The sequence below is a fragment of the Psychrobacter sp. SHUES1 genome (assembly GCF_001652315.1).
Classification (GTDB): Bacteria; Pseudomonadota; Gammaproteobacteria; order Pseudomonadales; family Moraxellaceae; genus Psychrobacter; species Psychrobacter faecalis.
In genome coordinates this window covers 82,028-96,412 of record NZ_LXWA01000075.1, presented here as the reverse complement: position 1 = coordinate 96,412, position 14,385 = coordinate 82,028, and the positions used below count along the sequence as shown (strand labels likewise).

14 protein-coding genes and 1 pseudogene are annotated in these 14,385 nt (G+C 44.2%); 3 read left to right on the top strand and 12 right to left on the bottom strand.

Features of this window, described 5'->3' with window-relative positions:
• Positions 1-225, top strand: a 225-nt coding sequence (locus A7325_RS10465) for a transposase family protein (RefSeq protein ID WP_319822955.1), incomplete at its 5' end; no start/stop codon positions are given.
• Between the two features lie 41 nt (positions 226-266).
• On the opposite strand, the gene A7325_RS10460 is transcribed toward A7325_RS10465, so the two are convergent.
• The 8 genes from A7325_RS10460 to recN form a co-directional block, all read right to left on the bottom strand.
• Complete coding sequence (locus tag A7325_RS10460; protein ID WP_068407936.1) at positions 267-605, bottom strand: DUF3817 domain-containing protein; 339 nt, start codon at positions 603-605, stop codon at positions 267-269.
• A gap of 44 nt (positions 606-649) precedes the next feature.
• Positions 650-1,588 carry a site-specific tyrosine recombinase XerD gene (xerD, locus tag A7325_RS10455; protein WP_068407934.1) on the bottom strand — a complete coding sequence of 313 codons (939 nt, stop codon included), beginning with the start codon at positions 1,586-1,588 and terminating at the stop codon, positions 650-652.
• A 38-nt stretch (positions 1,589-1,626) separates the two neighbouring features.
• Complete coding sequence (locus tag A7325_RS10450) at positions 1,627-2,859, bottom strand: methyltransferase (protein ID WP_068407933.1); 1,233 nt, start codon at positions 2,857-2,859, stop codon at positions 1,627-1,629.
• Between the two features lie 106 nt (positions 2,860-2,965).
• Entirely contained in the window at positions 2,966-3,292 is a 327-nt protein-coding gene (gene tusA / locus A7325_RS10445) for a sulfurtransferase TusA (protein ID WP_068407927.1), read from the bottom strand.
• A 76-nt stretch (positions 3,293-3,368) separates the two neighbouring features.
• Positions 3,369-3,848, bottom strand: a complete 480-nt coding sequence (locus A7325_RS10440) for a hypothetical protein (RefSeq protein ID WP_068407925.1) — start codon at positions 3,846-3,848, stop codon at positions 3,369-3,371.
• Between the two features lie 89 nt (positions 3,849-3,937).
• Positions 3,938-4,492 (bottom strand): Holliday junction resolvase RuvX, encoded by a 555-nt coding sequence (gene ruvX, locus A7325_RS10435; protein ID WP_068407922.1) that lies wholly within the window; start codon positions 4,490-4,492, stop codon positions 3,938-3,940.
• A gap of 72 nt (positions 4,493-4,564) precedes the next feature.
• Entirely contained in the window at positions 4,565-5,128 is a 564-nt protein-coding gene (locus A7325_RS10430) for a YqgE/AlgH family protein (RefSeq protein WP_068407919.1), read from the bottom strand.
• Positions 5,129-5,331: 203 nt separating this feature from the next.
• Positions 5,332-7,011, bottom strand: coding sequence for a DNA repair protein RecN (gene recN, locus A7325_RS10425; RefSeq protein ID WP_068407916.1), 1,680 nt, complete (start codon positions 7,009-7,011; stop codon positions 5,332-5,334).
• 545 nt (positions 7,012-7,556) lie between these two features.
• Here recN and A7325_RS10420 point away from each other — a divergent pair.
• Together A7325_RS10420 and rlmB are read left to right on the top strand one after the other, a co-directional pair.
• The gene (locus tag A7325_RS10420) at positions 7,557-7,892 is read left to right on the top strand and encodes a pyrimidine/purine nucleoside phosphorylase (RefSeq protein WP_068407914.1); all 336 of its coding nucleotides are present in this window, start codon (positions 7,557-7,559) and stop codon (positions 7,890-7,892) included.
• 364 nt (positions 7,893-8,256) lie between these two features.
• Positions 8,257-9,027 (top strand): 23S rRNA (guanosine(2251)-2'-O)-methyltransferase RlmB, encoded by a 771-nt coding sequence (gene rlmB / locus A7325_RS10415; protein WP_068407911.1) that lies wholly within the window; start codon positions 8,257-8,259, stop codon positions 9,025-9,027.
• On the opposite strand, the gene coaE is transcribed toward rlmB, so the two are convergent.
• The 4 genes and pseudogenes from coaE to pilB all read right to left on the bottom strand — a co-directional run bounded on the left by coaE (position 8,990) and on the right by pilB (position 13,971).
• Complete coding sequence (coaE, locus tag A7325_RS10410) at positions 8,990-9,679, bottom strand: dephospho-CoA kinase (RefSeq protein ID WP_068407908.1); 690 nt, start codon at positions 9,677-9,679, stop codon at positions 8,990-8,992. The genes rlmB and coaE overlap by 38 nt on opposite strands.
• 116 nt (positions 9,680-9,795) lie before the next feature.
• The gene (locus A7325_RS10405; protein WP_068407907.1) at positions 9,796-10,695 is read right to left on the bottom strand and encodes a prepilin peptidase; all 900 of its coding nucleotides are present in this window, start codon (positions 10,693-10,695) and stop codon (positions 9,796-9,798) included.
• 25 nt (positions 10,696-10,720) lie between these two features.
• A pseudogene (locus A7325_RS10395) lies at positions 10,721-12,084 on the bottom strand (type II secretion system F family protein).
• 222 nt (positions 12,085-12,306) lie between these two features.
• Positions 12,307-13,971 (bottom strand): type IV-A pilus assembly ATPase PilB, encoded by a 1,665-nt coding sequence (gene pilB, locus A7325_RS10390; RefSeq protein WP_102076717.1) that lies wholly within the window; start codon positions 13,969-13,971, stop codon positions 12,307-12,309.
• Between the last annotated feature and the right edge of the window lie 414 nt (positions 13,972-14,385).

The following is a 14,385-nucleotide window of genomic DNA, read 5'->3' as shown; positions in this document are numbered from 1 at the left end:
AAGCAAACCTTCACCCCTTTTAAAAAGCCACGTGGTGGTCAGTTACTGGAGATATGCAAACAGGCCAATCACTATCTGGCAAAGTTCCGTATTGTGGTTGAGCACAAAATAGGCTTAATCAAGTTGTTCAAAATCGTGGCTCATAAATATCGTAACCGTCGTCAGCGCTATGATCTTAGAATGAAGCTGTTTGCTGGTATCATTAATTTCGAGCTAAACCTATGACTTTTGCAAGAGGTCTAATCGATAACCAAAAATACTTAATTCTATTTTTTCAAACGCTTTTTTAATAAATGATCAAATATAAACGGACCAAATGGTAAAAACGAGCCAAGCACACCTGCAGGCATTGCCCATAGCGGCATTTTTATTTTACTCGTTGCAATCAACAGCATCAAAATATAGGCGATAAATAATCCCCCATGCGCCATACCGACATATTTCACTGCTTCAGGAATACCTAACATGTATTTTAGTGGCATGGCGATACCAAGCAATAATAAAAAAGACGTGCCTTCTAAGTAACCCATGATGGTCAGGTTTTTGAGGGCAGAGTTTTGCCCTTTTGTTAGGGTAGGCAAAGTGGATGGCTGAGCTTGCGACACGTTTTATTCCTTTTACAATCATCAATAAATCTTTAATTTCAATTCTAACCGCGCGGATGATGCTCGGCATGCAACTTCTGCAATCTCGCCGTCGCCACATGAGTATAAATCTGTGTGGTTGATAAATCACTGTGCCCCAGTAATAACTGCACGCTACGCAGGTCTGCGCCATGATTGAGTAAATGGGTGGCGAAAGCATGGCGTAGGGTATGCGGTGATAGCTCTTTATCTATGCTGGCAACTTTGGCGTATTTCTTTAATAGATACCAAAAGTTCTGCCGTGTCATATAGCCGCCTTGCGCGGTCAAAAACACCGCTTGGCAATTACCAGATTTCAAATGCGCAATCAAATCGCCACGAGCGTGCGTTAGATAATCTTCTAGCGCATCTGCTGCATATTCGCCGAGTGGCACTAAGCGGGTTTTATTGCCTTTACCGGTAATTTGTAGCCAACCAGCGTTTAGATTGACTTGCTCAAGCGACAGATTAATCAGCTCGCTGACGCGCAGACCACAAGCATAGAGCACCTCTAACATGGCTTTATCACGTAGACCGAGCGCCGTGCTGCTATCAGGTGCAGCGAGGAGGTTATCGACATCGGCCTCGCTCAAATCCTTTGGCAGTGGACGACCTAATTTGGGGCTTTTGATACGCTCACACGGATTGTCCTCACGCAAATTACTAGCAATCATCCAAAGGTAGAACTGGCGCAAGCTTGACAGCGTACGTGCTTGCGTGCGCGGCGTTTTGCCCTCGATGGTAAGGGTTGATAAACAGTGCAGCACGTCTTCAGGCTGCCATTTCGTCAGCGCGATAGGATTGGTCAGCTCGCAAGAACGTAAATCGCGCACATAAGCATTACGCGTCCGCGTTGCTAAACCGCGGGCGAGCATTGCTTGCCGAAACTCGGTGATGTAAGCTGGCTCGTCATCGACGGCTAGCGCTTTAGGTTGGCGCTGTTGGACGGCGCGGTCGCGGCTCATAATTTGATACTCAATGATTAATTATCAATTATTAAAGATTAGGCAGGTTCTAAGCACCATAATGAAGTAATCTCGCTACTCCTCGCTGCAAATAGTGGATCAGACTCATCTTGGCTGCGACTATGCTTAGGTTTGGTATTGAGGCGGTATTTTACTTTCAAACCACTATCAGCAAACCAGCCTAATAATTCCTCACGAGTGCGTAATTGTAAATGCTCAGCCAAATCCGACAGAATCAACCAGACTTCTCCTTGCTTAGCTAAATGAGATTTCGCGCCCTGCAAAACCCCACGTAGCATTTTGCTATTGGCATCATAAACGGCATACTCTAACGGCGAGCTTGGCTTAGCGGGTAGCCAAGGCGGATTACAGACAATTAAATTAGCGAGTGGCGCATCCGTTGAATATAAATCCACCTGTTGCAACTGTACATTAGCTAATTCTAATCGCGTAAAATTTTCGCTGGCGCAGGTTAAAGCTCGCGGATTTAAGTCGGTGGCAATTACTTGTTTGACACCGCGCTGCGCTAAGATAATAGCCAGCAAGCCAGTGCCCGTACCGATATCATAAGCGACATCACAAGTATCTGGCAGTGGCGCCTCGAGTAATAGCTGCACATATTCATGGCGGGTTGGGGCAAAGACACCATAATGCGGGAATATCGATAAATCTAAACCATCAATCGGAACACCTTTTTCGCGCCACTGCGCTGCACCAAGCGCTCCTTGTAGGTCACGAAAAGACAGCACATACGACTCATTCAGTTCATTATCCAACTGACCAAAAGCAGCTATGCAAGCCGCACTCATATCAGGGGCGCGGCGTAATTGGCTGACATAATTGGCATCAAGCTCGAGTAGCAGACGGCTTAATATGCGCGCACGCTGGGCTTGCAATTGGCGCTGCTGATGAAATAAGTTAGGAATACTTTTGGATAACTCTGAAGATTTATCTACATTTTTATTGGATTTTGCAGATTGATTTGCTGCTTTTTTTATTTTACGTAGCTCAGAGCGCTCATTGGTACGCTCGATGCGTCGATTGAGCGCTTGTAGCAGTTGCCGTGCATTATGAAAGTCACCACGCCACAGTAGTGAAGTGCCTCCGCAAGCCAAGCGATAAGCCTCATCGGCGGTCGTTTTATCATCGACCAACACAATACGCGCAGGCGGCGCATGATTGCTTTCCGACAACCAAAGTGCTTGATGTAACGTCTCGCTGCCGTCTTTGTTTTCGAGCCACTGCACATACTGCTTTTGGGGCGCTAACATGCTATCTACCTTTAATTTGTGAATGATATGTTTCGTACAAAGCAAAGATATCTGGATGCTATTAGTGCGTTGATGCTATGAGTGCTTTAAGCTCAATCAAATGCATTTAAGCATTCTTTTTCTTCACCAAATAGCGATAAAGCGTGGCGTTAATAGGTGCATCATCATCGTCCGTAATTGTGATTTCATCAGGATCAATATTTAACGGCACATTTTCAGCAAGCGTTTCTTGCTTTACAAGCTCATGCCCCAAATGACGGCAAAAATTAGGAATATCGCGAGTGGTCGCAGGATCTGTAGCGAGTATTTCAATCACTGCGCCAGCTTCGGCATTACGTATGGTTCGATGTAGCATCATCACCGGCTCAGGGCAAATCAGCCCTTGGGTATCTAAATGATGTTGAATGGTACTATCAGATGTTGAAGTTGTCATAGTCGTTTTTTAAATCAATAAAATATGGTGAATGTTTTCAGTTCTTTATTAGTGATGGCATTTTTATCAGGAAGTTTTATGTTTCTTTAACATTTTCAGACGTTTCTTCAGCGTCTAAAAAGTTAAAAAAGCGCTTAAAGCTCACCTTAAATAAAAACGCCACCCCAAGCCAACATGCCAATCCTAACCAAGCAGTATCGGCAAATAGTAGCCCGCCAAGTAATATAACCGTCGATACACCAATACTCATGGCAATCATTGATGGCTGATTTAAGCGATAACGATAAATCACCAATGCATCATAAATAGTAATAGGAATCGTCAGCGCCACCAAAGCGTAGGGCAGGTTATAGAACAATTGATAAAGCAGCTGATTGTTATGAAAGGCTTTGATACTAGCAATGGTGCCAAAGACCATAAAGGCGAGAATAGCGGCATAAATAAGATAAATCGCTATCTGGTTTGCTCGCTGCGCGCCTTTGATACGCGCAATCGCTAGCGGTGCAAAGCCACGTTGCGACTTGTTTTGCAAAGATGGATCTGAGACAGTGGTCATATTAATCAGTCATTTATTCGTTTAGATGATATAGCGAAGAGGCGCGGTATATTAGCCATGGATTTAGCGTACTATTCAACCGCTTTCTACTAATTCGCTTTAATGGCGTCGATGGCGAGACTGCTACTCGGATCAGCAAAATACGTCGACATCAGGATGCAGGCGGAGATATCATCAATCGGGTCACGCTCGTTTTGAATCCAGCCATTCTCCCAAGCTATCTCACGCGCCGCAACTGAGGTCAGACGTTCATCACAGAGAGAGACAATGACGGGTAAACGCTGCTCCATAATTCTATGCGCTAAGCGACGAGCAAATTTGTGCGCCCGCTTGGACAACATTGAGCTGCTACCATCCATATTGAGTGGCAATCCGACCACCACTTTTGCCACGCCCCAAACTTTGATAATACCAAGCAGGTTGTCCCAATCCGGCTGACCATTATTCATCGCCAAAATATCAAAGGCGCGCGCCGTCTCGGTAATAGAATTGCCTAGCGCCATCCCCATCTTTTTGACGCCATAATCGAGCGCCAAAATTAGATGCGGCTTAATCGTTGGCTCTGTAGCGCTATCAGTAGTTATAGCGTCTGTGCTATCAGTAGTTATAGCGCCCGCGCTATCTGCAAGAATACTATTGACCATAATTTGGGGTACTTCCTGTTTCTGTCTTCATGAAGCAAATGCTGCTCAGTATATAGCACTTAATATATAACGCTAGGCATGACCAATATCGCTGCTCAAATAGTCAAAATTAACGCCAATCTTATCGGCAGCGATTTGCCAACGCTCTGCAAATGGCGTATCAAACAGTAAATTCAGATCCGCAGGACAAACCAGCCAGTCGCCACTCGCAAGTTCTTGGTCGAGCTGTTTTTTACCCCAGCTGGCATGACCTAGGCACAGCTGATAATGCCCGACACCTTGACCAGCAGCGATGCGTTTTAGAATATCTTGACTGGTAGTAATACAGACGTTTTCTGAGATGGCAAAAGACGACGCCCATTCTGGTTGACCGGTATGCAGGACAAAACCGACTTCTGGATACATAGGCCCACCTTCTAGCGCCATATCTTCCATTACTTGCGGATCGGTGACCTCAATGTCTAAGTCTTCTAGCAGTTTGCCGACGCGCGCTTGCTCTATCGGACGATTGACCATCAGACCAAGCGCCCCATGTTTATCATGGCGACAGATATAAATCAGCGCCTGCTCAAACCTTGGGTCTGACAGCTCGGGCGCCGCGATTAAGAAGTGATGGGTCAAATTGGCTTTAGACATATAAACAAACGCAACCTAATATTAAAGGTGAAATTATTAAGAGGATAGACCACTATATGGCGTTTAGGCGTAAAAAATCAACTAAAGCAAATATTTAGCGATTGTTTGCTAAAAGACTGTACTCTCGACTGGTCATTATTTGCGAGTTATTTTCTACTAACCATGTACCTGCCAGCTATTTAGTAGCCATCACTCGATAATCATTATTTAACATCACTTAATAAGCTACGTGCATGGTCACGGGTGACATCAGTGATGGTCACACCGCCAGACATACGGGCCAGCTCATCGACTTGCGCGCTATCGGTCAAAATTAATAACTCGCTCTCAGTTTGCTCATCATGATGTTTTTGTACCAAGATATGCTGATGCGCTTGCGCCGCAACCTGTGCTTGGTGAGTAATGGCCAATAACTGCTGCGTCTGCCCAAGCGCACGTAACAGCTCACCAACCACTTGCGCCGTACCGCCACTGATACCGACGTCCACTTCATCAAAGACGAGCATCGGCTTGGCAGCATTATTATTAGCATTGGTCGCTTGCAGAACTTGCATGACCAGTGCCATCCGCGACAGCTCACCACCTGAGGCAATTTTATGTAGCGGCTGCATCGGCATACCGACGTTGGCGCTAAACAACAAATCGATATCATAGCAGCCTTGACCATTATACTGGCTAGGATCGGTCTTTTTGGTAAAGACAAACTCGCAGCGCGCATTTGGCAGGGCAAGCGGTTGTAATTGCGCAATCAGCTGTTTACTGACTTTTGGCGCCGCTTTTGAGCGCTGTTTATTAAGCTCAGTGGCAAGTGACAAATACTCTTGCCATGCTTGCTCGATTTGCGCTGCCATTGCATCACTACTTGGCTCGTTTTCTAACTGTTCTAATTGCGCTTGCCACTGCTTTGCTTCATCAATCAAATCGCTTGCGGGCAGGCCATGCTTACGCGACAAGCGGTGCCCAAGACTGATTAAGCTATCGAGTGTTTGCAAGCGCTCAGGGTCGGGTAATTGCTGTTCCGCATAATCCGATAGCAAGCCTGTGACCTCAGTGATTTGCTGCTGCGCCAAATGCAACTGTTCGGACGCCTGCTCAAAGGTTTGACTGACGCTCATTTGATTGTCGCAAAGCTTAATTGCTTGCCCGAGCAAGGTCATGACATCCGGCTCATCGGTGTCATTATCGAGCAGGTGTAAACCGTGACTGGCTTCCGTCATCAACGCTTCGATATTAGACAGCTCTTCGTGCTCCGCTTCTACTTCTGCATAATCAACCGCGAGTAGCGGCGCAATATCAGCAAGCTGGCTTTGCAACAATTGAATGCGATCTTGACGCTGAGCTTCGCGGCTGGCGATATCATCAGCGCGGCGTTTGAGCTGCTGATAAGCTTGATAGCTGCTGGTCGTTTGTACAGCAAGTGGCGTGATTTGTGCCATCTCGTCAAGCCATTGCACCACAAATTGTGGCTTTAGTAAGGCTTGCTGGGCATGTTGACTATGAATGTTTACCAATAAAGCGCCTAAGCTTTTAAGTTCCGCTAAGCTGACCGGCGTGCCATTTAACCAGGCTTTAGAGCGTCCTGTATTACTAAGCTGACGGCGAATCAAGACTTCAGGTTCTTCTAAAGGGCGCTCGTTCTTGGCAAACCATTCTGCCACGACGTCATTATTTTCTACATCAAACTGCGCATAGATATCAGCATACGCCGCGCCGTGCCTGACCATGGCACTATCAGCGCGCTCACCTACGCACAAAGACAGCGCATCTAGTAATAATGACTTGCCAGCACCTGTCTCACCGGTGATGACATTGAAGCCTTCAGCCATGCTCAGCTCATGCTGAGCAATCAATGCAAACTGCTGTAAAGTTAATGATACGAGCATCAACGCCTCTCATGGCAGACAATAAATATCAGCAATTAGGCTGATTTTTAGGTCTACAATAGGATAAATAAATAAAAACAGCTTTGGTAAATGGTGTTAATAAGATAACGATAATTGGCAAATATTATGGTGGCAAAAGGTAGGAAATACAAATTTTAAAGGTAATCAAAGCTAGGTATTCATTTAACAATAAGCGCAACTTTCCTAGTCGCTGTAACAAACTTTATAGATATAATGTGGTAGCATAATCTCACATAATGATAAACTCTTACCACCAGATTTTCATACAATCTGCTATCTATGATGTTTCTAGTAAAAGACGAGAGGTGAGTTCATGCTAGACAAAGTAAGCGTTTCATCATTACTTTTCATAGTGTATTCTCTATGCGAGTCTTTATTTGGTTAACAGTTATATCGAGCTAAATATAGAGTGAATCGTCAAAAAGTTGTAATAGAACTGTCAGTTAAGCGATGAGTTATTCTGCTATTTAGTTTTTCAATTTGGTCTTTTAGTTTGGCAATAATTATTTGATAAGGAAGCCACTATGACAGCGGCGCAATTTACCAATGTAACAGTCAATGCTCAAGCCACGATATCCTACGATGGTCGTTGCTCAAGCCATACCATTATGTTTGAGGACGGTCGCCATAAAACGCTCGGGGTTATTTTGCCTTGCGACAATTTGGTTGAGCACTATCACTTTAGCACCAATACTTCGGAGCGCATCGAAATCATCAGCGGTGAGTGTGAGGTCAAAATAAACGGTGAGGAAGAATTTAGCTACTACCGCGCAGGACAGTCATTCGTAGTCGAAGGCAATAGTGGTTTTAATTTGCGTACAGAAGAAATCGTGCAGTATATTTGTCATTTAGAAGGTTAAGCTGGCTAAAAAATCATACGATTAAAGGTGTTACAAGACAACTTGCCACCCCTTTAAATAAACAAGTTAGAAGAAATAAATCTTACGCCAAGGTTTATTTCTTTTTTTTGCAATTATTTTAATAATTTTTCGTTTCGCCACGCGTTAATTGCTACAATTATCGTTATATAGGCAGTCCGCTATAAGATGAACATAGAGCTACTGGTATTCATTTTCCTTGCTTGCTGTGCCTACGCAGACAGAGGCTGCGCAAAATGAATACCAGTAGCGGGTCATCATACTTGTACTGATTTTATTTAGGACTGACTATATTTCCTATTTTTTATCGCCGTACGCGATACCACTTTTATATTGTAGACCCACTATGGCAAAACCTAGCTATTTTTATGGCATTCACGCGATTGAAGCCTTACTCGAATATCGCCCGCTTGATGGACTCAGTTTATTTGTCCAACAAGGACGTGAGAGCGACAGCCACGTACAAGCGATTATGGCGCAAGCACGTGATAATGGTATTAGTATTCAACCGACACAAAAAGATAAGCTTACTCAGCTATGCGGTAGCCCGCAGCATCAAGGCGTGGTACTGAATGCGCGTCCGTTAGGTTTCGCTGACGAAGGTTTATTGGATACCCTTGCTAAGCGTGAGCAATGCTTATTATTGGTGCTCGACCAAATTACCGACGCGCATAACTTTGGTGCGTGTTTACGTACCGCAGTGGCCATGGGCGTTGATGCCGTTATTTGCCCCAAACACCATGCGGCAAGCCTGACGCCAACGGTTGCGAAAGTATCGGTAGGAGCTGCCGAGATGATGCCTATCGTTAGTGTGACCAATTTGGCTCGTACGTTAAGCAAGATTAAAAATGCTGGCGTCTTTGTGTTTGGCACCGCATTAAATGCAGAGGCAAAGCCAATACATGCTGCTGATATGACGGGTAAAACTGCGATTATTATGGGCTCTGAGGGCGAGGGCATGCGTCGCCTGACGATGGAGAGCTGCGATGAGCTGGTTTATATTCCGATGTCAGGCAACGAGCATGGTAACCTGCAAAGCTTAAATGTGAGTGTGGCGACTGGTATGGCGCTCTATGAGATTAATCGGCAGCGAACTTTAGCTGCTGGGCAAGCGTAAGATAGTTTTGATGTAATGGCTCAAGCTGTAAATATAGCGCCGCAAGATCGCTCTCGTTAAGCACCACATCATCTGCATGACGATTACGCTCTTCGCGGCTGAGCTGATTAATCATAATGGCTTTAATCTTTTGCACGCTTTGCTCATCGCGCTGGCTGGCACGGGCAAGCTGAGTTTCCTCGGTGGCATCCATCACCAATATACGCTGGCATAAATTGGCAAGGCCCGCTTCTGCTGCCTCAATCAGTAGTGGCGCTGATAGCACGACATATGGCGACGTACTGGCTGCTAGTTGCAGCTTTGCCGCTTCGCGTATGGCTGGATGGGTGATGGCTTCAAGCTCAATTAAGGCTTCAGGATGGGTGAAGACATGAGTGCGCACGGCGGCGCGATCCATTTCCCCATCATCATTTAATACCCAATCACCAAATTTTCTTTTGATTTTACGTAAAGTAGCGCTACCTTTAGCGACCACTTGATGAGCAATCACATCTGCATCAATAATATCAATCCCTTGCTGCGCGAACCAATCGCTTGCCGCCGACTTCCCGCTGCCGATACCGCCGGTCAAGCCGACAACTAACGTCTTGCTTTTGGATTGGGGCGACTGTGGCTGATAGGAATAAGATGAAGATGAGGCATAATTTGACATAGTAATGACTTATTTAACCGATAGAAGAGGGAGGCTACAATATACCAATAGCCTATTCTAGCAGGTTAAAGCGCATTTTTGAGAAATTGCGCGTCTACTTGCGTCAGTATAGGGGTTTAAGCGTACATTCCTAAATACCAATTGACGATATCTGGGCCGTATAATAATGCAATGATACCAGCAATGGCGATATAAGGACCAAAAGCAAAAGGACGACTTTCTCCTTGTTTTTTCATCAGAATAATCCCGACGATAGAACCTAATAGGGAGGAGAGCAAGATAATGAGTGGCAACATCATAGGCCCAAGCCAAGCACCCAAGACGGCTAGTAATTTAAAATCGCCTTGTCCCATGCCGTGTTTTTTCGTAATGAAATAAAAGATTTTTACCACGACCCACAAAGATAAAAAGCCAAGTAAAAGTCCCCAGATTGACTGCGTAGGTGAGACAAACCAGCCTTGCGAATTTACCGCCAATCCTAAGCCCGCTAAAGGAAAGGTCAGGCGGTCAGGCAATAGCTGGGTATCAAAATCGATACCCGTTAAAGCAACCAGCGTCCAGACCAAAATCAATGCTGATAATCCTGCGGCGCTGACGCCAAACTGATAAATGACCAACATAGATAGCAGAGCAGTTACCAGCTCAACAATAGGATAACGCAGTCCGATAGCAGCTTTACAGTCTGAGCAGCGCCCGCGTAATATAAGCCAGCTTATTAAAGGGATGTTTTCATACCACTTTATTTTATGGGCGCAGTGCGGACAGCGTGAAGCAGGTGTGCTTAGTGTGATGGGAGTATCAGCAGCGACGATATCTGATAATGGTCGCGTATGTTCAGGTGGCATGTCTGCTTGCTCAGCCATAAACTGGCTACATTCTTGCCGCCAAGCCGTTAACATCATAAGCGGTGTCCGATGAATTACCACATTTAAAAAGCTGCCGACACAGAGGCCAAGTAGACCAAAAATAATTAAAGCGAGTGTCATATTTTCTTGTAATAACTGAAGAAATTGCATGAAATCGTTTTCCTTGCAGTGGCTGTTAGCCTACCACTGAGCCCATTTGGAAGATTGGTAAATACATGGCAATCACTAAGCCGCCAACCAATACACCGAGCACCGCCATAATTAACGGCTCCATTAAGCTGGTCAAACCATCAACAGCGTTATCGACTTCGTTTTCGTAATAGACCGCAACTTTATCGAGCATCTCTTCTAAGCTACCTGATTCTTCACCAATACCAACCATTTGAATCGCCATACTTGGGAATAAGTTGGTTGAGCGTATCGAAAATTGCAATTGCTGACCGGTTGAAACATCGTTTTTTGGTGGTGTTCTAAAAAGTATGCTGGCGATAGAAGTCAATAAGAAATCTATGCTAAGTTCTCTGATTCTATAGGGCTTTCAAGGCTTCAAAAATTGTTCAAGTTTTAATCAGCATACTTTTTGACACACCACCCGTTTTTTATTTGCTGAATGGCGTTATAAAAGACTACGTTATTTGCAGCGCCAGCGGTAGAATCTAAAGCATCAATCAGGGGTACACCAGCAGCAAAAGTGGTCGATAATGTACGCGCAAAGCGAGCGATAACCGCTTGATAAGCAATATTGCCAAATATGGGTGCTTTTAATACCGCACGGTCTAAGAAATCACGGAACTTCTTAGAGCGTTTTTTAGCTTCTGAAAAGCCAATGACGGCGCCACCAATCAGTACGATTAAAATAAACCACCAAGATTGCATCCATTCTGACATCCCTACTACCATCTGAGTAAACGCAGGTAGTTCGGCACCAAATGAACCAAATAAATCGGCAAATACAGGAACAACTTTAACCAGTAGAATAATAGTGACGATAATGGCAACGACAATAACGGCGATAGGATATTTCATCGCTTTTTTAATTTTGGCTTTTAACAGCTCACTTTTTTCTTTATAGGTTGCAACCCGCTCTAGCATGGTCTCTAACGAACCGGACTGCTCGCCAGAATCAACAAGCGAGCAAAAAAGGTCATCAAAATAGCGTGGATGTTTACGCAGTGCTGAAGCAAAGGTACCACCAGCTTCAATATCGGCTTTTATTTGTAAGACCAAATCTTTCATGCTCGGGTTATCAAGAGAATCAGCAACAATCTCAAAAGACTGGGTTAATGGCACGCCAGCTTTCATCATAGTTGCCAACTGCCGCGCAAAAATAGCAATATCAATCGGTTTAATAGACTTTTTAAAGGTGTATAAAGGCTTGGGTTTTTTCTTGATGGCTTTAACGGTGATACCTTGTTTGCGCAAGGTTGCTTTTGCCAACTCCAAGCTACGACTGGTGGTTTCGCCTTTTACTTTTTGCCCACGCCGATTGACTCCATCATAGACAAAGTCTAATAGCATGTCGGTTTTAGCTTTGGCCATGTTACTACCCTTGTAATTTGTCATGGAAAGAATCAACAAGAAGTTGCAAACCTATAAAAGCAGGATAATTTCAGCAACTTTCCCTTTGGCTTACTTTATTCTAGCGAAAAAAGCCAGTATATATCTGTTTTATATCTAAGTATATCTGTTAAACAATATTACTAATTCATAAACATAAAGGCTCAAAATCACGAGTTGGAACTTTTTGTTTTTCGACGGTCGTTATTCAGAAGTCACGCGCATCATTTCTTGAATACTGGTTACCCCTTGCAGCACCTTTAAAATACCCGAGCGGCGTAAATCTCTAAAGCCGTTTTTAAGGGCAGCGTCTTTGATATCTATGGCGTTACCATCTTCCATAATAATGCGCGAAATATCGGGGCTGACTTTCATCACTTCATAAATACCGACACGGCCTTTGTAGCCTTCACGGCATTCATTACAGCCAATAGGTTCATAAATGACATTGTCTGGGTTGTCTAAATCAGCATCGGTAAAACCAAGCTCAAGCAAGCTTTGGCGCGGTATATTGATGGGTTTTTTGCAATTTTTGCATAAACGTCTTGCCAATCGCTGGGCAATAACCAAGTTCACTGACGTTGCAATGTTAAATGAGGCAACTCCCATATTGCGCAAACGCGTCAAGGTTTCAGGGGCAGAATTGGTATGCAGGGTAGACAGCACCATATGTCCAGTTTGTGCTGCTTTAATCGCAATCTCAGCCGTTTCAAGGTCACGAATCTCACCGACCATGACGATATCAGGATCTTGACGTAAGAATGATTTGAGCGCATTGGCAAAGGTTAAACCGACTTTCGGGTTAACGTTGACCTGATTGATACCTTCAAGATTAATCTCAACGGGGTCTTCGGCGGTTGAGATATTGGTCTCGCCAGTATTTAAAATATTAATACCGGTATAAAGGGAGACGGTTTTACCTGAACCAGTAGGACCAGTAATCAGCAGCATACCTTGAGGCTTATGTAAGGCTTCTAAAAACATCTCTTTTTGGTCGGGCTCATAACCTAATGCTTCAATACCAAGCATGGCAGATGATGGATCCAAAATACGTAAAACCAGCTTTTCGCCAAATAAGGTAGGTAGGGAGTTTACGCGGAAATCGATGGCTTTGTCTTTAGAGATTTTAAGCTTAATACGACCATCTTGCGGTACACGGCGCTCAGAGATGTCCATTTGCGACATGACTTTTAGACGCGCGGCAATTTTACCCGCAAGTTGTACCGGCGGACTGGCCATTTTTTGCATGACGCCATCGACACGAAAGCGCACGCGATAGGTTTTTTCATAAGGTTCAAAATGTAGGTCCGAGGCGCCCATACGAATGGCATCAACCAACATTTTATTAACAAACTTCACCACGGGCGCTTCATCGACGCCGTCGCTAAGTTTGGTTTCGCCTTCGTCTTCTTCGCTTTCATTAAAGCCAATATTTAAATCGCTGTCAGAAAAGCTATCAAAACTTTGCATGGTATCAGCGTACAGATTCTCAATACGCTTTTTGAGCTTATCTTCTTCAACGACGACAGTCTCGATAGACAGGCGCGAGTTAAAGGCAATAGCGTCGATGGCATCGATACGGGTCGGGTCACTCAATGCCACAAATAAGCGTTGCCCGCGTTTAAACAGTGGTAGGGCGTTGAACTTACGTACGATTTTTTCATCGACCAAGTTTTTTGGAATGACATCTGAGCTTAAGGCATCAAGATCAAACAAAGGATCACCAAACGCTTGCGATAGCATCTGCGCTACTTGATAAGCATTGGCCAGCTTATTGTCAACCAAATAGGGAACCAAGCCCATTTTCTGCTGTTGTGATTCTGTTTGCGCGGTTTTCATATGCGCTTCGCTGACGATGCCTTCGCTAATTAACTGCTACGCTAAACCACCATATTTACTGGCTGTGATAGACATTAAGACCTCTCTATGCGTGATACCAAATGGGCTGTATTTTTTACCGAAACCAAAGCATCTACTATATATAACACCAGTAGCTTATTTATAATCGCTACATTGATTAGTAACATTTATTCTAAAAACAAATGATTGATTGCCTTGGTTTTATTTTCTATAAATAGAATGATATAGGAATTTTTTAGAGTTAAAAGACTTTATATAGCGTATAAGATGACTAATCTGCTAAAAACGTCAATGTGCCAAATACTTATTTAAAATAATTTTATGCAAAATCAGTTCCAACTTTGAGCGCCTCATACTATAACTATAGCACTTAGGAAATATTTGTTATACTTGCGCGCATATAAGCCATATTGGCAGCAATAG

What these genes read in the sequence shown, in the direction of transcription:
- xerD (WP_068407934.1), bottom strand. Translation starts at nt 1,588, where the DNA reads ATGAGCCGCGACCGCGCCGTCCAACAGCGCCAACCTAAAGCGCTAGCC.
- ruvX (WP_068407922.1), bottom strand. Translation starts at nt 4,492, where the DNA reads ATGGTCAATAGTATTCTTGCAGATAGCGCGGGCGCTATAACTACTGAT.
- A7325_RS10450 (WP_068407933.1), bottom strand. Translation starts at nt 2,859, where the DNA reads ATGTTAGCGCCCCAAAAGCAGTATGTGCAGTGGCTCGAAAACAAAGAC.
- A7325_RS10405 (WP_068407907.1), bottom strand. Translation starts at nt 10,695, where the DNA reads ATGCAATTTCTTCAGTTATTACAAGAAAATATGACACTCGCTTTAATT.
- A7325_RS10430 (WP_068407919.1), bottom strand. Translation starts at nt 5,128, where the DNA reads ATGTCTAAAGCCAATTTGACCCATCACTTCTTAATCGCGGCGCCCGAG.
- A7325_RS10440 (WP_068407925.1), bottom strand. Translation starts at nt 3,848, where the DNA reads ATGACCACTGTCTCAGATCCATCTTTGCAAAACAAGTCGCAACGTGGC.
- coaE (WP_068407908.1), bottom strand. Translation starts at nt 9,679, where the DNA reads ATGTCAAATTATGCCTCATCTTCATCTTATTCCTATCAGCCACAGTCG.
- tusA (WP_068407927.1), bottom strand. Translation starts at nt 3,292, where the DNA reads ATGACAACTTCAACATCTGATAGTACCATTCAACATCATTTAGATACC.
- rlmB (WP_068407911.1), top strand. Translation starts at nt 8,257, where the DNA reads ATGGCAAAACCTAGCTATTTTTATGGCATTCACGCGATTGAAGCCTTA.
- A7325_RS10420 (WP_068407914.1), top strand. Translation starts at nt 7,557, where the DNA reads ATGACAGCGGCGCAATTTACCAATGTAACAGTCAATGCTCAAGCCACG.
- recN (WP_068407916.1), bottom strand. Translation starts at nt 7,011, where the DNA reads ATGCTCGTATCATTAACTTTACAGCAGTTTGCATTGATTGCTCAGCAT.